Below are 24,774 nucleotides of genomic sequence, written 5' to 3'. Positions count from 1 at the left end.
TCTCTCGATTGGACAGACCCATGATCCTATTTCCCGCGATCGACCTGAAAGACGGGCAATGCGTACGCCTGAAGCTCGGCGACATGGACCAGGCGACGGTTTACAACCCCGACCCGGCGGCCCAGGCCCGCGCCTTTGAAGAACAGGGCTTCGAATGGCTGCACGTGGTCGACCTCAACGGCGCCTTTGCCGGCGAGACGGTCAACGGCGCGGCCGTCGACGCCATCCTCAAGGCGACCCGTAACCCGGTGCAGCTCGGCGGCGGCATCCGCACGCTTGACCATATCGAAAACTGGCTGTCGCGCGGCCTTGCCCGCGTCATCCTCGGCACGGTCGCTGTGCGCGATCCGGCACTCGTCATAGAAGCCTGCCGCAAGTTCCCCGGCAAGGTCGCCGTCGGCATCGACGCCAAGGGCGGCAAGGTCGCCGTCGAGGGCTGGGCCGAGGCCTCCGAGCTCGGCGTGATCGAGCTTGCCAAGAAGTTCGAGGGCGCCGGCGTTTCGGCGATCATCTATACCGATATCGACCGCGACGGCATCCTGACCGGCATCAACTGGCCCTCGACGCTGGAGCTGGCGGATGCGGTTTCCATTCCGGTCATCGCGTCAGGCGGTCTTGCCTCGATGGACGACATCCGCCGCATGGTTGCCCCGGACGCACACAAACTCGAAGGCGCCATCTCCGGCCGCGCGCTCTATGACGGCCGCATCGACCCGCAGGAAGCGCTGGATCTGATCCGCGCCGCGAGAAAGGCCTGACCATGTCCCTCAAAGCCCGCGTTATCCCCTGCCTCGACGTCAAGGACGGTCGTGTGGTCAAGGGTGTCAACTTCGTCGACCTGATCGACGCCGGCGACCCGGTTGAGGCGGCCCGCGCCTATGATGCCGCCGGCGCCGACGAACTCTGCTTCCTCGACATCACCGCCTCGTCGGACAATCGCGAGACGATCTTCGACGTCATCGCCCGCACCGCCGAACAGTGCTTCATGCCGCTGACCGTCGGCGGTGGCGTGCGCCAGGTCTCCGACATCCGCAAGCTGCTGCTTGCCGGCGCCGACAAGGTGTCGATCAATACCGCTGCCGTGAAGAACCCGGACTTCGTTGCGGAAGCCGCCGACAAGTTCGGCAACCAGTGCATCGTCGTCGCCATCGACGCCAAGAAGGTGTCGACGGACGGCGAAGCGGACCGCTGGGAGATCTTCACCCATGGCGGACGCCAGCCGACCGGCATCGACGCGATCGAGTTTGCCCGCCGCGTCGTCGACCTCGGCGCCGGCGAGATCCTTTTGACCTCGATGGATCGCGACGGAACGAAGAGCGGCTACGACATCGCGCTCACCCGTGCCGTGGCCGATGCGGTGCGTGCCCCAGTCATCGCGTCCGGCGGCGTCGGAAACCTCGACCACATGGTTGCCGGCATCCGCGACGGTCATGCGACCGCCGTGCTCGCCGCCTCTATCTTCCACTTCGGCACCTATAGCATTGGCGAAACCAAGCGCTATATGGCGGAGCATGGCATCGCCATGCGCCTCGACTGAGCTTCAGGATCTTCCATGGCTGACTTCACACTTTCCGATCTCGAGGCCATCGTCGCGACACGCGCGAAGGCGGCGCCGGACGAATCCTGGACGGCAAAGCTGGTCGCGAGCGGCCAGCCGAAGGCGGCCAAGAAACTCGGGGAAGAGGCGGTCGAGACGGTGATCGCGGCCGTCAGCAACGACCGCGCGAATCTCGTCGCCGAAAGCGCCGATCTCATCTATCATCTGATGGTCGTATTGAAGATCGCCGACGTTCCGTTGCAGGATGTGCTGAACGAGCTCGCGCGGCGAACCAACCAATCTGGCCTGCAGGAAAAGGCAAATCGGCAGACCCCATGACGATAGCGGCCAAAGACATCGAAGCGGCGGACCTGCCGGACAATCTGCAGCAGCGGGACTATTCCCCCTATCATTTCTTCACCGCCGAGGAATGGTCGCGCTTTCGCGCCGATACGCCGCTGACGCTGACGGCCGACGAAGTGCAGCGGCTGCGCTCGCTGAACGACCCCGTCGATCTCGGTGAAGTCCGGCAGATCTACCTGTCGCTATCGCGCCTGCTTTCGACCCATGTGGAATCGTCGCAGATGCTCTTCGAGCAGCGCAAGCGCTTCCTCAGCATGTCCGAAACGAAGACGCCCTTCGTCATCGGCATTGCCGGATCGGTCGCCGTCGGCAAATCGACCACGGCCCGTATCCTTGCGCAGCTCCTGTCGCGCTGGCCATCAAGCCCGAAGGTCGATCTGGTGACGACCGACGGCTTTCTCTACCCGAACGCCGTGCTCCAGCGCGAAAACATGATGGATCGCAAGGGCTTTCCGGAAAGCTACGACGTGGGCGCGCTCCTGCGCTTCCTGTCAGCGATCAAGGCGGGCCAACCGAACGTCAAGGCGCCGAGCTACTCGCACCTGACCTATGACGTGCTGCCGGACCAGTTCACCGTCATCGACCGCCCGGATATCCTGATCTTCGAGGGCATCAACGTGCTGCAGTCGCGCAACCTACCGGCCGACGGCAAGATCGTGCCGATGGTCTCGGATTTCTTCGACTTCTCGATCTATATCGATGCCGAGGAGAGCCTGATCCATAGCTGGTACGTCAACCGCTTCATGCGCTTGCGCGAAACCGCCTTCAAGAACCCGGAATCCTACTTCCATCGTTATGCCACGATCAGCGAGGATGCGGCGCGCGCCATCGCCGAGGGCCTGTGGCACAACATCAACCTGAAGAACCTGCACCAGAACATCCTGCCGACGCGCCCGCGCGCCGACCTGATCCTGCAAAAGGGCCCGAACCACCTGACGGAAAAGGTGGCGCTCAGAAAACTCTGAGCGCTCGATAAGCCCGTCATGGATTGACGCGACGCAGCGTCAGGTTCACGCGGCCACCGTTCTTCAGCAGCGTCGACGTGTTCGGATAGATCCGGTCGACGCCATGGAACGCGAGCCGCCCTTCTCCACCGAGCACGACGACATCGCCGCTTTCGAGCCGGAAGGACATGGTCTGTCCCCCGCGCTGATTGCTGCCGACGCGGAAAAGGCAGCTGTCGCCGAGCGAGATCGAGACGACGGCCGTTTCCAGATCACGCTCGTCGCGATCCTGGTGCAGACCCATGCGGGCCTCCTCGGAATAGAAGTTCACAAGACAGGCTTCCGGCATCTTTTGGCTGGCGGAAACTGCCTGCCAGATCTCGAGCACTATGTCCGGCATCGGCGGCCAGCGCCGGCCGGTCACCGGATGCTGAGCCTGGTAACGATAGCCGCGATCGCGATCCGTGACCCAGCCGAGCAAGCCGCAATTGGTCATGCGAACCGACATGGGTTTTCCGGTCTTCGGCATTTCCGGCACGAAGAGCGGTGCTTCGGCAACGACACGACGAATCGCTTCGACGAGTTGTTCCTGCCGGGTGCGATCGAGATAGCCCGGGATATGTCTGATCCCTTTCGGGAGCACCTGCATTGGAAGCCCCTATTGCTCCAGGCCGAGAAGTGCTGCCGGCACGCCGTAGCGAAGCGGCCAGCCGGCATAGGCGACATCCGTCGGCCCGACCACGTGATCGACCAGGTTCCAGCGGCTATTGTGGAAGCTGACCAGTGCAAACACCGTCAGACCATCCATCATGTCAGCCTCGTCACGCAACCCGGTTTGCGCAAGGTCGATAGTGCCGCCACCGGGACGTTGCGGCTCGACCTGCAGGAAGGCCCAGTTGGGTGCTGCACGTATCGTCGTGACGACGAACTCGACCGGACCGCGCATTTCGGCCTCCACCGCCGGACGGATCGCGTCGAGGATGGCGGCACGCTCAGTACTGCCCTTGGCCGGTTCACGAAACGGTTGCGCCAGACAAGCGCCGGCAAGCCAAAGGCTCGCCAGCGTCGCGATTGCAAGAGGACGCGTGAACGACACGCTCAGGCCGCGTCCAGATCCGGAATGCGCAGAACCTGGCCGGGGTAGATCTTGTCCGGATGCGTCAGCATCGGCTTGTTGGCTTCGAAGATGACGGTGTGCTTGGCACCCTTGCCCTTGCCGTACTGCGCTTCGGCGATCTTCCAGAGGTTGTCGCCCTTTTTGACCGTATAGAAGACCGGCGCCTTGGCGGGTGCCGGTGCGGCGCCAGCATCGGCAACCTTGAGCTCGGAGGCCTCAACTGCCGAGACGCCGAGCGTGTTGCCGACGGCGACCACGGCCTTTTCGAAGACGCTCTGGTCCTTCACGACACCCTTCAGCACGACCTTGTCACCGGCCACTTCGACCTGCACGTCCTTTGTGCCGAGATCGTGGGATGCAAGTTCCTTCTGAACGCTTTCGGCATCCGGGGCGTCATCGTCGCCGCCGATGCCAAGCTTCTTGCCGGCGTTCTTGATAAAGCTGAAAAGACCCATGAATATCTCCTTTTGCGAAAACACTGCTCGGTAAGAGAGGGCGCCGCCTGCCAAAGGCAAGGAGCGGCAAAAAAGAAATCAGTCGCCGGCCGGCCGCCCCCGAAGCTTCTTGATCTCGCCGCGCCCGGACTTCTCCTTGAGACGGCGCTCGACGGAGCCGCGGGTCGGTTTTGTCTTCTTGCGTGGCGGTGGTGGCGGCTCCGCGGCCTTAAGAATCAGTTCCTTCAGTCGCTCGCGCGCATCTTCGCGGTTGCGCTCCTGGCTGCGAAACCGGCTGGCCTCGATCATCAGCACGCCCTCTTTCGAGGCACGACGCCCGGCAATCTTCAGGGCGTTGGCCTTGATGCGATCGGAAAGCGCTGGAGAGGCCAGCACGTTGAAGAACAGCTGAACGGCGGTCGACACCTTGTTGACGTTTTGCCCACCCGGCCCGCCGGCCAGCACGAATTGCTCCGTCAGCTCCCAGCCGGCAATCACGATGCTGTCGTTTATGTAGAGCGTGTCGCTAGCCATGGTTCACCTCGCCCCGATCTATGGCACAGAGCGAACCTCTTGAAAACATTCGCCACAAAAACGAAAAACCCGGCCGTGGGAGGCCGGGTTTCACGTGAATCATAGCTGACGATGTTTATTCGGCGGCAAGCTTGGTGCCGGGAGCCGCGTCGCGGACGCTGCCATCAACATGTTCTTCGAACTTGGCGAAGTTGGCGATGAACATATCGACGAGGCGGCGGGCCTGGGCATCATAGGCCGCACCATCGGCCCAGGTCGATCGCGGATCGAGGATGCCGTCGTCGACGCCGGGGACCGAGACCGGAACGGCGAAGCCGAAGTTGGCGTCGGTGCGCAGTTCAGCGGCGTTCAGCGAGCCGTCGAGGGCTGCGGCGAGCAAAGCGCGGGTCACCTTGATCGGCATGCGGCTGCCGGTGCCGTAGGCGCCGCCTGTCCAGCCGGTGTTGACCAGCCAGCAGGTAACGCCGTTCATGGCGATCAGGTCCTTCAGAAGGTTGCCGTATTCCGACGGATGCCGCGGCATGAACGGCGCGCCGAAGCAAGTCGAGAATGTGGCTTCCGGCTCGGTGACGCCCTTTTCCGTGCCGGCAACCTTGGCGGTGTAGCCGGAGAGGAAGTGGTACATCGCCTGTTCCGGCGTCAGCTTGGCAATCGGCGGCATCACGCCGAAGGCATCGGCCGTCAGCATGATGATCGTGCGCGGCTGCGGCGCGGTGCCGGTGGCGCTGGCATTCGGGATGAAGTCGAGCGGATAGGCGCAGCGGGTGTTTTCCGTCAGCGAACCGTCGTCGAAATCCGGAACGCGGCGCTCATCGAGCACGACGTTTTCCATGACCGTGCCGAAGCGGCGGGTCGTCGCGTAGATTTCCGGCTCGGCAGCTTCCGACAGACGGATCGCCTTGGCGTAGCAGCCGCCTTCGAAGTTGAAGACGCCGTGCTCGCCCCAGCCGTGCTCGTCGTCGCCGATCAGCGTGCGGGTCGGGTCGGCCGAAAGCGTCGTCTTGCCGGTGCCGGAGAGACCGAAGAAGATCGCCGTGTCGCCTGCCGGGCCGACATTGGCCGAGCAATGCATCGGCATCACGCCCTTCTTGGGCAGCAGGTAGTTGAGAACGGTGAAGACCGACTTCTTCATTTCGCCGGCATAGGACGTGCCGCCGATCAGGATCAGTCCGTTGGTGAAGTCGCAGGCAATGACGGTCTCCGTGCGGCAGCCGTAGCGCTCCGGGTCAGCCTTGAAGCTTGGGAGATCGATGATCGTCAGCTTCGGCAGGAAGGAGGCAAGCGCTTCGTGTGCCGGACGAATCAGGAGATTGCGGATGAACAGCGAGTGCCAGGCATATTCGGTGACAACGCGGGTCGGAAGGGCGTTGTCGGCATCGGCGCCGCCAACGAGATCCTGCACATAAAGCGACATGCCCTTGGCGTGATCGAGCATGTCCTTTCGCAGCAGGGCGAAATGCTCCGGAGACATCGGCTTGTTGTTGTCCCACCAGATCTGGTCGTCGGTGTTCGCATCGCGAACCACGAACTTGTCCTTCGGCGAACGACCGGTGTGCTGGCCGGTACGGGCAACAAGCGCCCCGTGTGCCGTCAGTTCAGCCTCGCCGCGGCGAAGAGCTTCCTCATAAAGCTCTGCGGCTTCGAGGTTGTACCGAACCGTTTCCAGGTCGGTAAAGCCGAGTTTTTCCAAGCCGTTCGCGAGATTGCGAGTGCCGAGTTGCTCCATGGTCAAGCTTCCTTCGTGTTTGGCCATTGGCGTTGAATTTCGCCGGACCATACTTGCATGCTCGCTCAAAAACAAGGCGGGGTCAAAAAAAGAATAATGATTTCAGTATATTAATCGATTTAAAGAAAATTATCGTTTTTTTAATCGGTTGAATTCGGCCTGCCGAAGACCGATCTGACAGGACCTATCCTATCGTCACAACAGGTACTTTTTGGGCTTCGCCACAATTTGTTCCACCTTTATACTCACTAACGCACCCGTGACTCGCGAATGCCGGAGTTTTCGGGGACGAGACCGGCACCTCAAAAGACGGAGTTGAACACGATGCAGACCATCGCGCTTGTCGATGATGACCGGAATATTTTGACGTCCGTATCCATCGCCCTGGAGGCAGAAGGCTACAAGGTCGAGACCTATACCGACGGTGCTTCCGCGCTTGAGGGCCTGCTCGCCCGGCCGCCGCAGCTTGCGATCTTCGACATCAAGATGCCGCGCATGGACGGCATGGAATTGCTGCGCCGCCTGCGACAGAAGTCCGACCTGCCGGTGATCTTCCTCACCTCCAAGGATGAAGAGATCGACGAACTCTTCGGCCTGAAGATGGGTGCCGACGACTTCATCACCAAGCCCTTCTCGCAGCGCCTGCTGGTCGAACGCGTCAAGGCGATCCTGCGTCGCGCCGCAAACCGCGAAGCGGCTGCCGCCAACCCGACGAATCCCGCCAAGGCCTCCGACACGCCGTCGCGCTCGCTCGAGCGCGGGCAACTGGTGATGGACCAGGAGCGCCACACCTGCACCTGGAAGAGCGAGCCGGTAACGCTGACGGTGACCGAATTCCTCATCCTCCATTCGCTGGCGCAGCGCCCGGGCGTGGTGAAGAGCCGCGACGCGCTGATGGACGCCGCCTATGACGAGCAGGTCTATGTCGACGACCGCACCATCGACAGCCACATCAAGCGGCTGCGCAAGAAGTTCAAGATGGTCGACAACGACTTCGACATGATCGAGACCCTCTACGGTGTCGGCTATCGTTTCCGCGAGACAGCCTGAGCCGCGGGACTTGCCATCGCGCCGATTGTGGCGCATTCAGAAACGGCGCGACGGGAGCACGGCCAAGGCTGCCTTTGAAACCCCGCCGCGCCATCGGACCTCTGGGCCGGAACCACACAAAGTGAACGACGGCGTCGCGCCCGGCACTCGGGCCGTGTCAGCGTTGCAATCGAGAGAACGTGACGGAAGTCCGCGCGGGAGCGGGACATTTGGTAGAAGTCTTGCAGGGCGACATCGAAGACAGTGACGGACGTGCGCAGGCACATATGGGCCAGCGCCGCTGGGCACATCCTTTCACGCTGATTCGCCGCCTGTTCGGCAATGCCGTCTTCTCGAGCCTCACCCGCCGCATCGTCTTCTTCAACCTGGTGGCACTCGTCGTCCTCGTCGGCGGCATCATGTATCTCAACCAGTTCCGCGAGGGGCTGATCGACGCCCGCGTCGAAAGCCTGCTGACCCAGGGCGAAATCATCGCCGGCGCCATCTCAGCTTCCGCCTCGGTCGATACCAACTCGATCACCATCGATCCCGAAAAACTGCTCGAACTGCAGGCCGGCCAGAGCATTACGCCGCTGCCCAGCGACGAGGATCTCGATTTCCCGATCATCCAGGAACGTGTTGCGCCGGTTCTCAGGCGGCTGATTTCGCCGACGCGCACCCGCGCCCGCCTCTTCGATGCCGATGCCGATCTGCTGCTCGATTCCCGACACCTTTATAGCGGCGGCCAGGTGCTGCGCTTCGACCTGCCGCCGATCGAGCCGGAATCGACGGGCATCGGCGGAAAGCTCAACAGCTGGCTGAACAAGCTGCTGCAGCCCGGCAATCTGCCACTCTACAAGGAACCGCCGGGTGGCAACGGCTCGATCTATCCTGAGGTCACCAACGCGCTGACCGGCGTGCGCGGCTATGTCGAACGCGTCACCGAGAAGGGCGAGCTCATCGTTTCAGTGGCCGTTCCCGTCCAGCGGTTCCGCGCCGTGCTCGGCGTTCTCTTGCTTTCGACGCAAGCCGGCGACATCGACAAGATCGTCCAGGCCGAGCGCCTCGCCATCATCCGCGTCTTCGGCGTGGCTGCCCTCGTCAACATCATCCTGTCGCTGCTTCTCTCCTCGACCATCGCCAACCCGCTTCGAAGGCTCGCAGCGGCGGCAGTCCGCGTGCGGCGCGGCGGTGCCAAGGAGCGCGAGGAGATCCCGGATTTCTCCTCTCGCCAGGACGAGATCGGCAACCTGTCCGTCGCGCTCCGGGAAATGACGACCGCGCTCTACGATCGGATCGCGGCGATCGAGAATTTCGCGGCCGATGTCAGTCACGAGCTGAAAAACCCCCTCACCTCGCTGCGCAGCGCCGTCGAGACCCTGCCGCTTGCGCGGACCGACGAATCGAAGAAGCGCTTGATGGACGTCATCCAGCATGACGTCCGCCGCCTCGATCGCCTGATCAGCGATATTTCGGACGCCTCGCGCCTCGACGCGGAACTTGCCCGCAGCGATGCCAGGATCATCGACCTCGAAAGACTTCTGGGCGACCTCGTCGATATTTCGCGCCAGGTCCGCAGCAAGAAGAAGACGGTGCTGCTCGATTTCGTCATCGACCGCAAGGACAGTCCCAAGGCCCGCTTCGCCGTCAACGGCCACGACCTGCGCATCGGCCAGATTATCACCAACCTGATCGAGAACGCCCGGTCCTTCGTTCCCGAAGACAGCGGGCGGATCGTCGTGCGCCTCACACGGTCGCGATCGCGCTGCCTCGTCTATGTCGAGGACAACGGCCCCGGCATCCAGGCGGAAGACATCGACCGCATTTTCGAACGCTTCTACACCGATCGGCCGGAAGGAGAGGATTTCGGCCAGAACTCCGGCCTCGGCCTGTCGATTTCCAGGCAGATCGCCGAAGCCCACGGCGGCACGCTGAAGGCGGAAAACATCGTCGCCCAGGACGGCCACGTCAGCGGCGCGCGCTTCATCCTGTCGCTACCCGCCGAGCCGCACGCGTGACGACGGGCGCCAATGTCCACGGCACCGCCATCGTGCTCGGGACGCGCGGCTTCCTGATCACGGGCCCTTCCGGCATCGGCAAATCCAGGCTGGCGCTTGCATGCATCACGGCTGCACGACAGGCAGGGCACTTCGCGGCACTCGTCGCCGACGATCGGGTGGATCTGAGCCTGGAACACGACAGGATCGTCGCCCGCTGTCCGCCCTCCATTCACGGCCTGATTGAAATACGCGGCGCCGGAATCGGCAAGATCGAAACCGTGTCTGCCGCGGTCATGGACTGGGCCATGCTGCCCGTGAGTGCGCCTTTCGACCCGCGGTTACCGCTGGAAGACGAGACGTTGCCCTTACCACTCGGGCGAGTACTCCCGATTGTTCGCGTTCCCGTTGAAGAGGGGGCGTATGTTCTCAATATTTTGCATGCGCTCATCGCTGAAAAAATAGGATCCTAGCCCGATTTACCGTCAGCGAGGCTGGTTTTTCAGCATTTTTGGCTTGCACTTCCCCTTTTCCTTGCCAAGATGGCCGCCCCAACAGGTGGACGAAATTGCTGCATTGCGATATCTGGCCATCAGTGAATTGCGCGTGCAGTTGGAGCGAAGATACCCATGATCGGACTTGTGCTTGTCACCCATGGCAAGCTGGCTGAGGAATTTCGACTTGCACTCGAGCATGTCGTCGGTCCGCAAAAAGCTATAGAGACCGTCTGCATCGGTCCCGAGGACGACATGGACCAGCGTCGGCAGGATATCCTCGACGCGGTCACCAAGGTCGACGAGGGCCACGGCGTCATTATCCTGACCGACATGTTCGGCGGAACGCCCTCCAACCTTGCCATCTCGGTCATGCGCAGCGGCTCGGTTGAAGTGATAGCCGGCGTCAACCTGCCGATGCTGATCAAGCTTGCCGGCGTGCGCGGCGAGAGCGACATGGACAAGGCGTTGGTCGAGGCCTCGGAAGCCGGACGGAAATACATCAACGTCGCCAGCCGCGTCCTGAGTGGTAAGTAATGGATCATCGCCCCGACATGTCGCTGACGCGCGAACTGCTGATCATCAACAAGCGAGGCCTGCACGCGCGGGCATCTGCGAAGTTCGTACAGACGGTCGAGGCCTATGAAGCCGAGATTACCGTGTCGAAGGACGGCATGACGGTCGGCGGAACGTCCATTATGGGCCTGATGATGCTGGCTGCCAGCACCGGCTGCAGCGTGTGCGTGACCGCGAGCGGCGCGCAAGCCGAAGAAGCATTGAACGCGCTTGATGCGCTGGTCGCCGACAAGTTCGGCGAAGAAATGTGACGGACAATATAAAGATATAAAGACTTCTTTATATCGATATTGCCCTCTCCCCTGATTCCTGATAGATCGGTCGCACTCTCACCGTGTCGGTAGGCGCGGGAGGCATAATCGCGCCGCAGTTCGGTTGAAGCCATGCGGCTTGAAGAGATCAGCCCGGAGAATTCCATGACCACCACTCAGGACTATATCGTCGCCGACATCGGTCTCGCCGATTTCGGGCGCAAGGAAATTGCGATCGCCGAAACGGAAATGCCGGGCCTGATGGCCTGCCGCGAAGAGTTCGGCGCTGCAAAGCCGCTGAAGGGCGCGCGCATCACCGGCTCGCTGCACATGACCATCCAGACCGCCGTTCTGATCGAGACGCTGGTTGCCCTCGGCGCCGACGTGCGCTGGGCCTCGTGCAACATCTTCTCGACCCAGGATCACGCTGCCGCTGCCATCGCCGCAAGCGGCGTTCCGGTCTTCGCCGTCAAGGGCGAAACGCTCGAAGAATACTGGACCTACACGGACAAGATCTTCCAGTGGGCCGATGGCGGCGTCTCGAACATGATCCTCGACGATGGTGGCGACGCCACCATGTACATCCTGCTCGGCGCCCGCGCCGAAGCCGGTGAAGACGTACTCTCCAACCCGGGCTCCGAAGAAGAAGAGATCCTCGTCGCACAGATCAAGAAGCGCCTCCAGGCTTCGCCGGGCTGGTTCACCAAGCAGCGCGACGCCATCAAGGGCGTGACCGAAGAAACCACCACCGGCGTCAACCGCCTGTACCAGCTTCAGGCCAAGGGCCTGCTGCCCTTCCCGGCGATCAACGTCAACGATTCGGTCACCAAGTCGAAGTTCGACAACAAGTACGGCTGCAAGGAATCGCTCGTTGACGGCATCCGCCGCGGCACCGACGTGATGATGGCCGGCAAGGTCGCCGTCGTCTGCGGTTACGGCGACGTCGGCAAGGGCTCGGCAGCTTCGCTTTCCGGCGCCGGCGCCCGCGTCAAGGTCACCGAAATCGACCCGATCTGCGCGCTCCAGGCGGCGATGGACGGTTTCGAAGTCGTTCAACTCGAAGACGTCGTCTCGTCGGCCGACATCTTCATCACGACGACCGGCAACAAGGACGTCATCCGCATGGACCACATGCGCGAGATGAAGGACATGGCGATCGTCGGCAACATCGGCCACTTCGACAACGAAATTCAGGTCTCCGCACTGCGTAACCTGAAGTGGACAAACATCAAGCCGCAGGTCGACATGATCGAGTTCCCGAAGGGCAACCGCATGATCCTGCTCTCGGAAGGCCGCCTGCTGAACCTCGGCAACGCCACCGGCCACCCGTCCTTCGTGATGTCGGCTTCGTTCTCCAACCAGGTCCTGGCGCAGATCGAGCTCTTCACCAAGGGTGAGAAGTACAAGAACGAAGTCTACGTCCTGCCGAAGGCGCTCGACGAGAAGGTCGCTCGCCTGCACCTGAAGAAGCTCGGCGCTAAGCTCTCCGAACTTTCCGAAGAGCAGGCCGACTACATCGGCGTGAAGACGCAGGGCCCGTTCAAGGCTGAGCACTACCGGTACTAATCCTTACCCGGGCAATCCACAACATCTTGTGGCCGCGTTCTTGACAAGAGAGCGCGGCCGCTTTTTTGGGCCTCTCCCTTCCCGACGATTCGACTAGGAAGTATGCTCTAACCCATTGATTCGTGATGTCGGTGCGGACCTTGGACATCGCGGATGGGATGTCTTGTCGATAAGCGGCAAACAGACGGAGACAGACCGGGGATGCAATCGGAACTGACGCAGGCCCTTGACCAGGGCCTCGATGGAACTGTGCAAGGCGCAACAAGGCCGGCAGCACCCTTCGGACAGACGGGGATGGCAGCGCCATGAACAGAGACCAAACAGCTATTCCGGGCACCCGCCGCAAGGGCCCGAAGTTCCTGCGCCACCTTCTGGCCGGTACCACTCTCTTTGCAGCAACAGATGCGCTCGCCCAGGTCGCGCCGCAGAAGGCAAATATCTTCGGCTCGTCGGAGGTCGTCACCTTCTCCGTGCTCATCGGCGTCGTTTCCGCAGCGATGATTTCGGCGATCTGGCTGATCCGCCAGCGCGGCAATATCGAAGCCGAGAACCGCGAATTGCGCTCCGATCTGTCGGACGCCAACCAGCGCCTCTCGCGCTATCAGGCGCTGGTGGCCGACAAGAACCGCCGGATCGTCGTCTGGGACGGGCTGCTCGAGCGGGCTGAGCTGCTCGGCCAGCTGCCGCCCGAAACCGGCGCGCCGGCAGACGACCGCGAGTTCCTGGCCTTCGGCCGCTGGATCAAGGCGCAATCCGCCGGGGAACTGGAAAATGCGATCGACGCGCTGCGCACCCAGGCGCGCAGCTTCGACCTGGTGCTCGAAACGCAGCGCAACGAAGTCCTGGAGGCCCAGGGACGGGTCTCGGGCGGGCGCGCTTTCGTACGCTTCATCGCTCTCAACAATATGCGCGCAGAACTCGCTGAGCTGAAGCTTGAACACGATCGGCTCAATACTGCGCTCGTGTCCTTCCGCACCCTTCTCGACGCCATCGATCTGCCGGTGTGGCAACGCGGCACGGATGGCGCCCTCACCTGGGTCAACGAGGCCTATGCCGACGCCGTCGAGGCTCCTGATGTCGCGGTCGCGGTTGCCGAAGGGCGCGAGCTGCTCGCAACCGTCGCGCGCGAAAAGATCCGCGCGGTTTCCACCTTCGACACACCGTTCCGCGACAAGGTTTCGACCGTCGTCAGGGGCAACCGCACCTTCTTCGAAGTCGTCGATGCCCGCAGCCCTGCCGGCTCGGCCGGCGTCGCCGTCGACGTATCCGGCATCGAGGCCGTGCGCGAGGAACTCAACCGGACGCTCAAGAGCCATGCCGAAACGCTCGATCATCTGGCGACCCCCGTCGCGATCTTCGACGGCAATCAGCGCCTGCAGTTCTACAACCAGGCCTTCCAGCGTCTGTGGAACCTCGACATCGGCTTCCTCGAGCGCAAGCCCGACAATGGCGAAGTGCTTGACCGGCTGCGCGCCGGCGGCCAGCTGCCGGAGCAGCTCAACTGGAAACAGTGGAAGGCCGCCGCGCTTTCCGTCTATCAGGCGCTCGACACGCAGAGCGACCTCTGGCACCTGCCGAACGGCCAGACGCTGCGCGTCTTCGCGACCGCCCGCCCGCAGGGCGGGGTCACCTGGGTGTTCGAGAACCTGACCGAGAAGGTCGATCTCGAAACGCGCTACAATACGCTCGTTCAGGTTCAAGGCGAGACGATCGACCATCTCGCCGAAGGCGTCGCCGTGTTTGGGCCCGATGGCCGCATTCGCCTGTCGAACCCGGCGTTCCGCGCGATCTGGGGCATCAGCGAGGCGGAAGCCAAGCCCGGCACCCATATCCGGGCGATCGAACAGGCCTGCCTCATCTCCTACGACCAGCCCGATGGGTGGAAGCGTTTCACCCACATCATCACCAGCTTCGACGACGAACGGCCCTCCAGCCGCGGCATCCTTGAGCTTCGGACCGGACTGATCCTCGACTACGCCGTCATCCCGCTGCCGAACGCGCAGACGATGCTGACCTTCGTCAACATCACCGACAGCGTCCGGGTCGAGCGCGCGCTCACCGAAAAGAACGAGGCGCTGCGCAAGGCGGATGCGCTGAAGAACGACTTCGTGCACCACGTTTCCTACGAGCTTCGCTCGCCGCTCACCAACATCATCGGCTTCGCCGACCTGTTGAAGACGCCGGCTTTCGGCGATCTCAACGAGCGGCAGGCGGAGTATGTCGACCACATCGCCACCTCCTCGTCGCTGCTGCTGACGATCGTCAACGACATCCTGGATCTCGCGACCGTCGATGCCGGCATCGTCCAACTCGACATGTCCGACATCAGTCTCACCGACTTCCTCGATGATATTGCCCACCAGATGGCCGACCGGCTGCTCGAGAGCGGCGTGACCCTCAGGATCGCCGCCCCTGACAATCTCGGCCGCATGGTCGCCGACCAGCAGCGGCTGAAGCAGATCTTCGTCAAGCTGCTCACCAATGCCGCAAACTTTGCGCCCGATGGCAGCGCCATCGACCTGAAGTGCCGCCGCGAGGGCAGCGACTTCATCTTCTCTGTCTCAGACAGCGGCCCCGGCATACCGCAGGACGTGCTCGATACCGTGTTCAACCGCTTCGAAAGCTACGGCCAGCGCGGCGGCGCAGGCCTCGGCCTTTCGATCGTCGAGAGCTTCGTCAGCCTGCACCACGGCACCGTCTCCATCCGCAGCAAGGAAGGCGAAGGCACGGAAGTGACCTGCCGCATTCCCTCGGCCGAAGTGCCGGCGATCGTCGCGGCCGAATGATGCCGGCGATCGAGCGCTTCCTGACGGACGAGGCGGCAACGATCGAGCTCGGCGAAGATCTGGCGCTGGCCCTGAAGCCCGGCGACTGCGTCGCGCTCTCGGGTGATCTCGGGGCCGGCAAGTCGACCTTGGCACGCGCCTTCCTTCGGGCGCTTGCAGATGACGACGGGCTGGAGGTCCCCAGCCCGACCTTTACGCTGGTCCAAACCTATGAACTGCGCATTCCGGTCGCGCATTTCGATCTCTATCGGCTGGCTGATTCCAGCGAACTGGACGAACTCGGCTTCGACGAGGCGCTATCGCTAGGCGTGTGTCTCGTCGAATGGCCGGAACGGGCTGACGACGCCCTACCCACCAGCCGCATCACGCTGAGCATCACCCATGAAGGCGATGGTCGCCGCGTCGAATTTTCCGGTCCGGACGAAAAGCTGCAGCGCATCGCCCGCACGCTGGCGATCCGCGACTTCCTCGATCAGAACGATCACCCAAACGCACGGCGCCGGCACCTCAGCGGCGACGCCTCGATCCGGGCCTATGAGCGCATTTACCCGGCAGACGGCTCCGTTAGCCGGATTCTGATGGATTCGCCACGACACAAGCCCGGCCCCGTCCTCCAGGACGGAAAATACTACCAGCAGCTCGCGCATATCGCCGAAGACGTCGTTCCCTTCGTCGCGATCGACCAGCTGCTCATTGCACGCGGCTTTGCAGCGCCGACGATCTACGCCCGCGATCTCGACCAGGGCATCCTGCTGATCGAGGACCTTGGGTCGGATGGCGTTCTCGACGCGGCCGGCCAGCCGATCGACGAGCGCTACATCGAAAGCGTACGACTGCTCGCCCGCCTCCATGCCAAGCAGACCGACAGGGAGATCAACCTCGACAGAGCGGTCATCCACCGCATTCCGGATTTCGACCGGACGGCGATGAAGATCGAGACGCGGCTTTTGACCGACTGGTACCTGCCGTGGAAGCGCGGTGCGCCGGCAAGCGATGACGAAAAACGTGAATACGGAGAGATCTGGGACGGGCTGATTGATCTTCTCCAGACCTCCGAGACGAACCTGCTCTTGCGAGATTTTCACTCGCCGAACATCATCTGGCGCGGAGAGCGCCAGGGATTGGACCGGATTGGCCTCATCGATTTCCAGGACGCGATGATCGGCCCGACGGCCTATGACGTGGCATCGCTGGTGCAGGACGCGCGCGTGACCGTCGCGCCTCCGCTCGCCAACCGGATGATGGAAACCTATCTCGCCGAACGGCAGGCAAGCGGCAACTTCGACGAGGCGACTTTCTTGCGCGACTGGCATTTGATGTCGGCGCAGCGCAACTGCAAGCTCGTCGGCATCTGGGTGCGGCTGATGCAGCGGGACGGCAAACCCGGCTACATGAAACATATGCCCCGCACTTTCGCCTATCTTCAGGCGGCGCTCACACATGAATCGCTGAAACCCTTGCACGACTGGTGTATGAAGACCGGAATCCTAGATTCCGAATCAGCGAACTGACAGAGAAGCAATGTCGATCAGCAATGCGATGGTGCTCGCCGCGGGCCTCGGCACCCGGCTCCGCCCGATCACCAACACCATGCCGAAGCCGCTCGTAGAGATCGCGGGCAAGCCGATGATCGACTACGTACTGGATCTTCTGGCAGAGGCCGGCGTCACCAAGGCCGCGGTCAACGTGCATCATTTCGCCGACCAGATGGAAGGACATCTCAGCCAGAGAAGAAGCCCGGAGATCCTGATTTCCGACGAGCGCAATGCGCTGATGAATTCCGGCGGCGGCCTGGCCAAGGGCCTGAAACTGCTGCCGGAAGGCCCCGTACTGGTGATGAATGCCGACCTCTTCTGGGTCGGGGAACCGGTCGGCGTTCCCAGCAACCTGACGCGCCTCGCCGCAGCCTTCGATGCGGACCGCATGGACATGCTGCTCCTGTGCGTGCGCGATGAGGACACGACCGGTCACAACGGCAAGAAGGACTTTTCGCTCGGTGCCGACGGCAAGCTGACGCGATACACCGAAGGTCTGCCAAACCCGGTGGTCTATGCCGGCGCGATCGCGCTTCACTCCCGGCTCTTTGCCGACGCGCCTGATGATGCCTTCAACCTCAACATCTACTTCGATCGCGCTGCCCAAAAAGGGCGCCTCCACGGCCTCCTGCTCGATGGCCACTGGATGACGGTCGGCACGCCCGACGCGATCGGCGAAGCGGAAGCGGCGATCCGCCGCCACCAGCCAGGAGGATGAGCGTGCGCGGCCGCCGGTCCAACGTCTTCACGATCCCGCCTGGCCTCCCCTTCCTGAAGACGCTCGCCGAAAAGCTTTGCGACGGTATCCTGACTCCGGACTTCCGCTACGATCCGGCCGATCCCTTGCCGCTTGCCGGCGTCACGATCTTCGTGCCGACGCGGCGTTCGGCCCGTGTGCTCAGATCCGAATTCGTCGACCTGCTCGACGGCCGCTCCACCATCCTGCCCACCATCAAGGCGCTCGGCGAGACCGATGATGACAGTGGCTTCTTCGACGCCGAAGTACCGGCAATCCTCGATCTTGCGCCGCCGCTGCCGGGCACGGCACGGCTGATCGAGCTTGGCCGGCTGATTCTCGCCTGGCGCAACCGGCTACCAAAGGTCGTGCTCGACATCCATGCGGAAAGCCCGCTGATCGCGCCGGCAAGTCCTGCCGATGCGATCTGGCTGGCACGCAATCTTGCCGATCTCATCGATGCGATGGAGACGGAAGAGCTGGACTGGGACGCGCTCGACCGGCTCGACGCCGGCGAGCATGCGCTGTGGTGGCAGCTGACGCTCGAATTCCTCAAGATCGCCCGAACCTACTGGCCGGAACGGCTCGAGGAACTCAAGCAATCCTCGCCCGCACGCCATCGCAACGCCATCCTTCAGGCCGAAACGCAGCGCATCGCCGGCGGCAAGATCGAAGGCCCGATCATCATCGCCGGCTCGACCGGTTCCATTCCCGCCACGGCCGCGCTGATTGCCGCCGTGCAGAAGCTTCAGAACGGCACGATCGTGTTGCCTGGTCTCGACCAGACGATGAGCGATGCCGAATGGGACATGATCGTCGCCGACGCTGCCTTTGACGGCAGGCCGGACCCGGCAAGCCGCAGCCACCCGCAATACGGCTTCTACAGGCTGCTGAAGCGCATGGGCGTCATCCGCTCGGATGTGGGCGCGCTAGCCGGCGCCCAAACCGACCTCGATTTCCGCGCGGCGATCCTCTCGCACGCCCTTTTGCCGGCAAAGGCCACCGATGCCTGGACCGAAATGCGCAGCGAACTCGACGGCGAATTGCTCCGCGCTGCCTTCGGCGATACGGCTCTCATCGAAACCGCCAACGAACGCGAGGAGGCGGCGGCGATTGCCGTTGCGCTAAGGCTTGCGCTGGAAGGCAGCGAGGATAGCCAGGCGGCGTTGATCACGCCCGACCGAAATCTCGCGCGGCGGGTCGGCGCCGAGCTCGCCCGCTTCGGCATCGAGGCGGACGATTCCGCCGGCACGCCTTTGTCCTCGACGCCCCAGGGCAGCTTCATGCGTCTGCTTCTGGAGGCAAGCCTGCGCCCCGGCGATCCCGTGCCCTTCGTTGCGCTGCTCAAGCACCCGCTGGCGCGCTTCGGGCTTTCGCGTGATGAGATGCGCCAGGGCGCCGACGCGCTCGAACGCATGGCGCTGCGCGGCAGCACCGCAACCGTCGATATCCTCGCCCTGGAGCCGTTGCTCGATGCGGCGATTGCCGGCCACAAGGTCGATCGCCACCCGCCGGAATGGCGTGCCGGCATCGGCGCCGAGGAGCTTCAGGCAGCACGCGATCTGGCGATCAAGATCGGCCTCGCGGTGGCGCCGCTGGCTTCCGCGCTCACGCGCAGCAAGGACGGCAGCCGCGTGTTCTCGGACGAATTCACCTTTGCCGACTGGGCGACGCGTACCGGCCAGGCGTTGGAAGCGGCCTCGGCCGACGAGCGCGGCGATCTCGGTGGGCTCTGGTCCGGCGAGGCGGCCGATACGCTGGCGACCCTGCTTCGCGGCATTATCGAAACCGATGGCCAGATGACGGCGGACGGGCCGCAATGGTGCGACGTCATGGAGGCGCTTGCTGCAGGTGCAGCGGTCAAGCCGCGGTCCATGCGCCATCCGCGGGTCTTCATCTTCGGCGCGCTGGAATCACGCCTGCAGAGCATGGATCTCGTGGTGCTCGGCGCCATGAACGAGGGCAATTGGCCAGGCCAGACCGCCAACGACCCGTTCCTGTCGCGCACGATGAAGACGGGCATCGGTCTCGAGCCCCCCGAGCGGCGCATCGGCCAGCTCGCGCATGACTTCCAGATGGCCTGCGGCACACGGCGGCTGATCTTCACCCGCTCGATGCGCCAGGGAGCAACACCCACCGTTGCCTCGCGCTGGCTGCAGCGGCTGCTCGCGCTTGGCGGCGAACGGCTGACTGCGGCCTTGCAGGCCAATGGCGCCGACTATCTGGCCTGGGCCCGGATGCTCGACGACGGAGGGCGGCAGCCGCTTGCCGAACGCCCTGCGCCCAAGCCGCCGGCGGACCTGCAGCCGCGCAAATATTCTTTTAGCGAGGTATCGCGGCTGAGGCGCGACCCCTACGCGATCTACGCCCGGCGCATTCTTCGCCTGCATCCGCTGCTGCCGTTCAACAGCGATCCCGGTCCGGCCGAGCGCGGCACGCTCTATCACCAGATCGTCGAGCGCTTTGTTCGCGGCGGCTTCGACCTCATGTCCCCCGCAGCCGAAGAGGCCATGCATCGGCTGCTGAATGAGGCCTTCGACGAGGCGCGGCTGCCCACACATATCGACACGATCTGGCGGCCACGCTTCGCCGCCGTCGGCTTGGCTTTCATCAAATGGGAGCGGGACCGCGCACGCTTCATCCGCCGCTCGCGCACGGAAGCTCCGGCATCGATGGAGCTCGGCGTCGCCGATATGCGGCTGACGGGCATTGCCGACCGGCTCGATATGCTGACCGACGGCAGCGTGGAGATCATCGACTACAAGACCGGCTCCAGCCCATCGGTCAAGGAAGCCCGAGTGCTGCTCGACCCGCAGCTCGCCCTCGAAGCCGCAGCCCTCAAGGCCGGCGCCTTCAAGGATATGCCGCCGAGCCATCCGCAATCGCTGCTCTATGTCCGGCTGAAGCCTGGATCGCGTTTCAAGCAGGAGACCGTGAACAACGAGGGCAGTAAGGCGAAGGAAACCAAATCCGCCGACCAGCTTGCGGACGAATCCCTCACCGAGCTCAGAAAACTCCTGAGTGCGCTGCTTTCGGGCAAGCATGGTTTTGCATCCCGCGTGATTGTTCAGAAAGAGCGCGACTACGGCGGCGAATACGACCATTTGGCACGCGTTGCCGAATGGTCGACGGCCGATAGCGAGGAGGAGGACGGCGATGAGGGATGACAGCCTCGGCCCCGAACAGGCGACGCCGCAAGCCTGGCTCGACTGGACCTCGCGTCGGCAATCGCTAGCCTCCGATCCCGCGCGTTCTGCCTGGGTTTCGGCCAATGCCGGATCCGGTAAGACACATGTGCTGACCCAGCGGGTGATTCGGCTGCTGCTTGCGGGCTGCCGACCCTCGGCGATCCTCTGCCTGACCTATACCAAGGCGGCGGCCTCCGAAATGTCGAACCGCGTCTTCGAACGGCTGGCCGAATGGGTAACGCTCGACGACGCGACGCTCGAAAAACGGATCGAGGCGATCGAGGGCGAGCGGCCTGGTCTTCTGAAGCTGCAGGAGGCACGCCGCCTGTTCGCCCGCGCGCTGGAGACACCCGGCGGCCTCAAGATCCAGACGATCCACGCCTTCTGCGAGGCGCTGCTGCATCAGTTTCCACTGGAAGCCAACGTCGCCGGACATTTCTCTGTTCTCGACGACCGCGCTGCCGCCGTGCTGCTTGCCGATGCGCGCCGCATGCTGCTGACGGCGACGGCGGCCAAGGACGATCCGGAACTGGCGCGCGCTTTCGCCACCGTGCTCGACCTCGCCGACGATACCGGGCTTGAAAAACTGCTCGCGGCGATCGTCGAGAACCGCACCGCGATCCAGTCCTTTCTCGAACATGCCGACGCGCTCGGCGGCACCGAGGCCGAGTTGCGCCGCGCCCTGAAGCTGGCGCCGGATGAAAGCGTCGACAGCGCCTTGGCCGCGATCTGGCCGTTGGCGGGCCTGAACGGTGCGTCCCTGGAACGCTACTTCTCACTCGCCACGAGCGTTGGCGGAACGAAGGTTCTGGAATTTGCAGAGGGACTTCGGACCGTCTCCAAGCTCACTGACTTGGGCGCGCGCTATGACGGTCTCAGGCATTTGTTCTTCACCGGCACCGGCAAGCCCCGGGCACAATCGGCCTTCCTCAACAGGGCGATGCAGCAGGCGGCCCCCGATCTCATAGACCTGGTGGACGAAGCCTACCGCCATGTCGTCGCCTGCATCGATCACATCAGCATTCTTAGGATGTTCGAGGCGACGCTGGCGGCTCTGACCCTCGCCGAAAGGCTCAACGTCGACTACGAGGAGCTGAAGCGGCGACGCAGCCAGCTCGATTTCGAGGACCTGATCAACCGCACGGCGGCGCTCTTTGCCCGCGGCGATGTCAGCGCCTGGGTCCACTACAAGCTCGACCAGGGGATCGACCATATCCTCGTCGACGAGGCTCAGGATACCAGCCCGGCGCAGTGGACTATCATCCAGGCGCTGGCGGCTGACTTCTTCTCCGGCGAAAGCGCCCGTGGCGCCAACCGCACCATGTTCGCCGTCGGTGACGAGAAACAGTCGATCTACTCCTTCCAGGGCGCACGGCCGGAACGGTTCTCGCATGAGAGCCAGGAAACTGAACGGCGGGTGCGCGACGGCGGCAAGGCCTTCGAGCCCATCCGTCTTCAGCTCTCCTTCCGCTCTACCGTCGACGTGCTTTCGGCCGTCGATACGGTCTTCGCCAATCCGGCGCATGCACGGGGCCTCAGCGCCCGCAACGAGCCCGTCGTTCATGCTTCGAACCGTATCGGCCATCCCGGCGCCGTCGATATCTGGGACGTGATTGCCGCCGAACCGATCGATACGGACGAAGAATGGACCGCAGCCTTCGACGCAACGCCTGAGAGCGCACCGGTCAATATCCTCGCACGCCGGATCGCCGGCGTCTTGGAGAGCTGGATCGGCAAGGAAACGATCGTCGAGAAGGGTATTCGCCGACCGATGCGTCCGGGCGACGTGATCGTGCTGGTCCGTAAGCGCGACGCCTTCGTCAATGCGCTGACCCGGGCGCTCAAGCGCCGCAACAACATTCCGGTCGCCGGCGCCGACCGGCTGGTGCTCACCAAGCATATTGCCGTTCAGGACCTGCTCGCGCTCGGGCGCTTCGTCCTCTTGCCGCAGGACGACCTGTCACTCGCCGCGCTGCTGAAAAGCCCGCTGTTCAATCTCGGCGAAGACGCGCTGTTCGAGCTCGCGGCGCGGCGCAAAGAAGGCGAAAGCCTCTGGCAGAGGCTCCAGGCCGAGGCGGCCGAGGGCATCCTGTTCCACCAGGCAGCAAGGGCGCTGAAAAGCTATGTGGCGCTCGCGAACGCGCTTGCACCGCACGATTTTTATGCCCGCATCCTTGGCGTTCATGGCGGCCGGGCGGCCTTCCTGGCGCGGCTCGGCACCGAGGTCAGCGACATTCTTGACGAGTTCCTCACCTTCGCCCTCGATCAGGAAAGAAGCGGCCTCCCCGGTCTGCAGGCCTTCGTTTCGACGCTCGAAATGGAAGCGCCGACGGTCAAGCGCGAGCAGGACAAGGAACGCGACGAAGTCCGGATCATGACGGTGCACGCCGCCAAGGGTCTCGAAGCGCCGGTCGTCTTCCTCGTCGACGGCGGCGGTGCGCCGTTCAGCAACCAGCATGTCCCTTCCCTTCGTTTCCTCGAGCTCGCTCAAAGGGATGGCGCCGTCCTGTCGTTGCCGGTGTGGCGCGCACCGGGCTCGGAATCGAACACGCTCGTGGCCGCCGACAGCGATCGCCTGAAGACGCTCGCCGAGGAAGAGTATCGACGCCTGCTCTATGTCGGCATGACCCGTGCCGCCGACCGCCTGATCGTCTGTGGCTATCGCGGACAGCGGGCCGTCGCCGAAACATGGCATGCCATGGTTCAGGCGAGCCTCGCCGGGGACGAAAATGGCCGCGGCCACCCGAAGACCTTTCACACCGGCGGCGAGGAATGGTCCGGCCATGCCTGGCGCGAGAAGCAGCTCGAGCGCGACCTTCCCTCCAAGCAAGCGCCCACGCCGGACGCCAGCCGCCCGGCCACCGGCCTGCCGAAGGCCCTTTCGACGCCGCTGCCACCGCAAAAGCGGCTGCCGCGGCCGCTCAGCCCCTCCGGCGTCGGTATCGCCATCGACGAGGACGACGGCGATGGGCTTGTCGGATCCGCCCTGTTTTCTGAGAAGGCACCGGCAAATCTCTCGATGTTGCGCGGTGCCATCCTGCACCGCCTGCTGCAGGTCCTGCCCTCCATTGCGGGCAATGATCGCCGCGCCGCGGCCGAGCGCTACCTCGTGCGTTCCGTGCCCCGCTGGTCGCCGGAGCAGCGCGCCGCGCTGATTGACGCTGTCGAGAATGTGCTCGACCATCCCGATCTTCAGGCGCTCTTCTCGGCCGGCAGCCGCGCCGAAGTCTCGGTCATGGGCACGCTGACCCTCGGCACGCGCGAGCACGCGGTCTCCGGCCGTATCGATCGGCTCGCCGTCAGCGACGGGATCGTGACCATTGCCGATTTCAAGACGAACCGGCAGGTGCCGGCTTCGCAGGGTGACATACCCTTCGCCTACAGGGCACAGCTTGCGATCTATCGCGAGCTGTTGCGGCCGCTCTATCCCGGGCACGCATTCCGATGCGTGCTGATCTTCACCGAAGGACCGGCAATCCACGTGGTTACGGATCAGGCGCTCGACAGGAGCCTTGAAGACCTCGCGACAAAGTGAGATACCCGATATTGAAAATCCAGCGGTGCCATCTCACATGAGACACAACATCTGGATACTGCCATTCCGAACGCAAGGAGCAGCCTATGGCTACCGTAAAGGTCGATACGTCCAATTTTCAGCAGGAAGTGCTGAACTCCGCCGAGCCCGTGGTTGTCGATTTCTGGGCTGAATGGTGCGGCCCCTGCAAAATGATCGCGCCGAGCCTCGAGGAAATCTCGAACGAGCTCGCCGGCAAGGTCAAGGTCGTCAAGCTCAACATCGACGAAAACCCGGAACTGGCTGCCCAGTACGGCGTTCGCTCGATCCCGACGCTCGCCATGTTCAAGGCCGGCGAAGTGGCCGACATCAAGGTTGGCGCTGCGCCGAAGACGGCCCTTTCCTCGTGGATCTCCACGGCGGTCGCCTGAGACCTTCGCTGACTAC

General features: G+C 63.4%; 21 protein-coding genes. 16 read left to right on the top strand and 5 right to left on the bottom strand.

The annotated features are described in order from the left end of the window. Positions 1 to 20 precede the first annotated feature (20 nt). The 4 genes from hisA to coaA are packed head-to-tail and all read left to right on the top strand — an operon-like array spanning position 21 to position 2,865. Positions 21 to 758 (top strand): 1-(5-phosphoribosyl)-5-[(5-phosphoribosylamino)methylideneamino]imidazole-4-carboxamide isomerase, encoded by a 738-nt coding sequence (gene hisA, locus ACTJKM_RS27980; protein WP_058321590.1) that lies wholly within the window; start codon positions 21 to 23, stop codon positions 756 to 758. A 2-nt stretch (positions 759 to 760) separates the two neighbouring features. Next, positions 761 to 1,537, top strand: coding sequence for an imidazole glycerol phosphate synthase subunit HisF (gene hisF / locus ACTJKM_RS27975; protein WP_058321591.1), 777 nt, complete (start codon positions 761 to 763; stop codon positions 1,535 to 1,537). 15 nt (positions 1,538 to 1,552) lie between these two features. After that, on the top strand, positions 1,553 to 1,876 hold the full coding sequence (locus tag ACTJKM_RS27970; RefSeq protein ID WP_057252063.1) for a phosphoribosyl-ATP diphosphatase: 324 nt from the start codon (positions 1,553 to 1,555) through the stop codon (positions 1,874 to 1,876). Next, on the top strand, positions 1,873 to 2,865 hold the full coding sequence (gene coaA / locus ACTJKM_RS27965; RefSeq protein ID WP_058321592.1) for a type I pantothenate kinase: 993 nt from the start codon (positions 1,873 to 1,875) through the stop codon (positions 2,863 to 2,865). The genes ACTJKM_RS27970 and coaA overlap by 4 nt, the downstream gene beginning before the upstream one ends. Before the next feature lie 16 nt (positions 2,866 to 2,881). Here the strand turns inward: coaA and ACTJKM_RS27960 are convergent, their stop codons facing one another. The 5 genes from ACTJKM_RS27960 to ACTJKM_RS27940 form a co-directional block, all read right to left on the bottom strand. Then, the gene (locus ACTJKM_RS27960) at positions 2,882 to 3,493 is read right to left on the bottom strand and encodes an alpha-ketoglutarate-dependent dioxygenase AlkB (protein WP_057252061.1); all 612 of its coding nucleotides are present in this window, start codon (positions 3,491 to 3,493) and stop codon (positions 2,882 to 2,884) included. Between the two features lie 9 nt (positions 3,494 to 3,502). Then, positions 3,503 to 3,940 (bottom strand): hypothetical protein, encoded by a 438-nt coding sequence (locus ACTJKM_RS27955; protein ID WP_058327467.1) that lies wholly within the window; start codon positions 3,938 to 3,940, stop codon positions 3,503 to 3,505. 2 nt (positions 3,941 to 3,942) lie between these two features. Further along, the gene (gene lysM, locus ACTJKM_RS27950) at positions 3,943 to 4,416 is read right to left on the bottom strand and encodes a peptidoglycan-binding protein LysM (protein ID WP_043616146.1); all 474 of its coding nucleotides are present in this window, start codon (positions 4,414 to 4,416) and stop codon (positions 3,943 to 3,945) included. Positions 4,417 to 4,494: 78 nt separating this feature from the next. Next, positions 4,495 to 4,929, bottom strand: a complete 435-nt coding sequence (gene arfB, locus ACTJKM_RS27945; RefSeq protein ID WP_058327468.1) for an alternative ribosome rescue aminoacyl-tRNA hydrolase ArfB — start codon at positions 4,927 to 4,929, stop codon at positions 4,495 to 4,497. A gap of 115 nt (positions 4,930 to 5,044) precedes the next feature. Next, positions 5,045 to 6,655 carry a phosphoenolpyruvate carboxykinase gene (locus ACTJKM_RS27940; RefSeq protein WP_058327506.1) on the bottom strand — a complete coding sequence of 537 codons (1,611 nt, stop codon included), beginning with the start codon at positions 6,653 to 6,655 and terminating at the stop codon, positions 5,045 to 5,047. Positions 6,656 to 6,979: 324 nt separating this feature from the next. On the opposite strand from ACTJKM_RS27940, the gene chvI reads away from it, so the two are divergent. The 12 genes from chvI to trxA all read left to right on the top strand — a co-directional run bounded on the left by chvI (position 6,980) and on the right by trxA (position 24,758). Further along, positions 6,980 to 7,705 carry a two-component system response regulator ChvI gene (gene chvI / locus ACTJKM_RS27935; RefSeq protein ID WP_057252058.1) on the top strand — a complete coding sequence of 242 codons (726 nt, stop codon included), beginning with the start codon at positions 6,980 to 6,982 and terminating at the stop codon, positions 7,703 to 7,705. A 266-nt stretch (positions 7,706 to 7,971) separates the two neighbouring features. Beyond that, on the top strand, positions 7,972 to 9,702 hold the full coding sequence (locus tag ACTJKM_RS27930) for a sensor histidine kinase (RefSeq protein WP_245296115.1): 1,731 nt from the start codon (positions 7,972 to 7,974) through the stop codon (positions 9,700 to 9,702). Next, the gene (locus ACTJKM_RS27925; protein WP_058327469.1) at positions 9,699 to 10,154 is read left to right on the top strand and encodes an HPr kinase/phosphorylase; all 456 of its coding nucleotides are present in this window, start codon (positions 9,699 to 9,701) and stop codon (positions 10,152 to 10,154) included. Before ACTJKM_RS27930 ends, ACTJKM_RS27925 begins: the two co-directional genes overlap by 4 nt. Before the next feature lie 156 nt (positions 10,155 to 10,310). Then, entirely contained in the window at positions 10,311 to 10,712 is a 402-nt protein-coding gene (locus tag ACTJKM_RS27920; RefSeq protein ID WP_057252055.1) for a PTS sugar transporter subunit IIA, read from the top strand. After that, on the top strand, positions 10,712 to 11,002 hold the full coding sequence (locus ACTJKM_RS27915; protein ID WP_057252054.1) for an HPr family phosphocarrier protein: 291 nt from the start codon (positions 10,712 to 10,714) through the stop codon (positions 11,000 to 11,002). The genes ACTJKM_RS27920 and ACTJKM_RS27915 overlap by 1 nt, the downstream gene beginning before the upstream one ends. A gap of 165 nt (positions 11,003 to 11,167) precedes the next feature. Next, positions 11,168 to 12,568, top strand: a complete 1,401-nt coding sequence (gene ahcY / locus ACTJKM_RS27910) for an adenosylhomocysteinase (protein WP_057252127.1) — start codon at positions 11,168 to 11,170, stop codon at positions 12,566 to 12,568. Between the two features lie 305 nt (positions 12,569 to 12,873). Beyond that, positions 12,874 to 15,354: an ATP-binding protein gene (locus tag ACTJKM_RS27905; protein WP_440661412.1), complete on the top strand. Its 2,481-nt coding sequence runs from the start codon at positions 12,874 to 12,876 to the stop codon at positions 15,352 to 15,354. Then, a complete protein-coding gene (tsaE, locus tag ACTJKM_RS27900) occupies positions 15,354 to 16,865 on the top strand; it encodes a tRNA (adenosine(37)-N6)-threonylcarbamoyltransferase complex ATPase subunit type 1 TsaE (RefSeq protein ID WP_440661419.1) in 1,512 nt (503 codons plus the stop codon). The genes ACTJKM_RS27905 and tsaE overlap by 1 nt, the downstream gene beginning before the upstream one ends. Before the next feature lie 10 nt (positions 16,866 to 16,875). Then, entirely contained in the window at positions 16,876 to 17,607 is a 732-nt protein-coding gene (locus ACTJKM_RS27895; protein ID WP_112995069.1) for a nucleotidyltransferase family protein, read from the top strand. 2 nt (positions 17,608 to 17,609) lie between these two features. Next, the gene (gene addB / locus ACTJKM_RS27890; protein WP_440661411.1) at positions 17,610 to 20,792 is read left to right on the top strand and encodes a double-strand break repair protein AddB; all 3,183 of its coding nucleotides are present in this window, start codon (positions 17,610 to 17,612) and stop codon (positions 20,790 to 20,792) included. Next, positions 20,782 to 24,348 carry a double-strand break repair helicase AddA gene (gene addA / locus ACTJKM_RS27885; protein WP_113133120.1) on the top strand — a complete coding sequence of 1,189 codons (3,567 nt, stop codon included), beginning with the start codon at positions 20,782 to 20,784 and terminating at the stop codon, positions 24,346 to 24,348. Before addB ends, addA begins: the two co-directional genes overlap by 11 nt. A gap of 86 nt (positions 24,349 to 24,434) precedes the next feature. Next, positions 24,435 to 24,758 (top strand): thioredoxin, encoded by a 324-nt coding sequence (gene trxA / locus ACTJKM_RS27880; protein ID WP_057252049.1) that lies wholly within the window; start codon positions 24,435 to 24,437, stop codon positions 24,756 to 24,758. The last annotated feature ends 16 nt before the right edge of the window (positions 24,759 to 24,774 follow it).

This window comes from Ensifer sp. 22460 (genome assembly GCF_052044935.1).
Lineage (GTDB): Bacteria > Pseudomonadota > Alphaproteobacteria > Rhizobiales > Rhizobiaceae > Ensifer.
This window is presented reverse-complemented; position numbering and strand designations above follow the sequence as displayed.

Coding starts and splice junctions, on each gene's coding strand:
- hisA (WP_058321590.1), top strand. CDS start 21: ATGATCCTATTTCCCGCGATCGACCTGAAAGACGGGCAATGCGTACGC.
- hisF (WP_058321591.1), top strand. CDS start 761: ATGTCCCTCAAAGCCCGCGTTATCCCCTGCCTCGACGTCAAGGACGGT.
- ACTJKM_RS27970 (WP_057252063.1), top strand. CDS start 1,553: ATGGCTGACTTCACACTTTCCGATCTCGAGGCCATCGTCGCGACACGC.
- coaA (WP_058321592.1), top strand. CDS start 1,873: ATGACGATAGCGGCCAAAGACATCGAAGCGGCGGACCTGCCGGACAAT.
- ACTJKM_RS27960 (WP_057252061.1), bottom strand. CDS start 3,493: ATGCAGGTGCTCCCGAAAGGGATCAGACATATCCCGGGCTATCTCGAT.
- lysM (WP_043616146.1), bottom strand. CDS start 4,416: ATGGGTCTTTTCAGCTTTATCAAGAACGCCGGCAAGAAGCTTGGCATC.
- arfB (WP_058327468.1), bottom strand. CDS start 4,929: ATGGCTAGCGACACGCTCTACATAAACGACAGCATCGTGATTGCCGGC.
- ACTJKM_RS27940 (WP_058327506.1), bottom strand. CDS start 6,655: ATGGAGCAACTCGGCACTCGCAATCTCGCGAACGGCTTGGAAAAACTC.
- chvI (WP_057252058.1), top strand. CDS start 6,980: ATGCAGACCATCGCGCTTGTCGATGATGACCGGAATATTTTGACGTCC.
- ACTJKM_RS27930 (WP_245296115.1), top strand. CDS start 7,972: ATGGGCCAGCGCCGCTGGGCACATCCTTTCACGCTGATTCGCCGCCTG.
- ACTJKM_RS27920 (WP_057252055.1), top strand. CDS start 10,311: ATGATCGGACTTGTGCTTGTCACCCATGGCAAGCTGGCTGAGGAATTT.
- ACTJKM_RS27915 (WP_057252054.1), top strand. CDS start 10,712: ATGGATCATCGCCCCGACATGTCGCTGACGCGCGAACTGCTGATCATC.
- ahcY (WP_057252127.1), top strand. CDS start 11,168: ATGACCACCACTCAGGACTATATCGTCGCCGACATCGGTCTCGCCGAT.
- ACTJKM_RS27905 (WP_440661412.1), top strand. CDS start 12,874: ATGAACAGAGACCAAACAGCTATTCCGGGCACCCGCCGCAAGGGCCCG.
- tsaE (WP_440661419.1), top strand. CDS start 15,354: ATGCCGGCGATCGAGCGCTTCCTGACGGACGAGGCGGCAACGATCGAG.
- ACTJKM_RS27895 (WP_112995069.1), top strand. CDS start 16,876: ATGTCGATCAGCAATGCGATGGTGCTCGCCGCGGGCCTCGGCACCCGG.
- addA (WP_113133120.1), top strand. CDS start 20,782: ATGAGGGATGACAGCCTCGGCCCCGAACAGGCGACGCCGCAAGCCTGG.
- trxA (WP_057252049.1), top strand. CDS start 24,435: ATGGCTACCGTAAAGGTCGATACGTCCAATTTTCAGCAGGAAGTGCTG.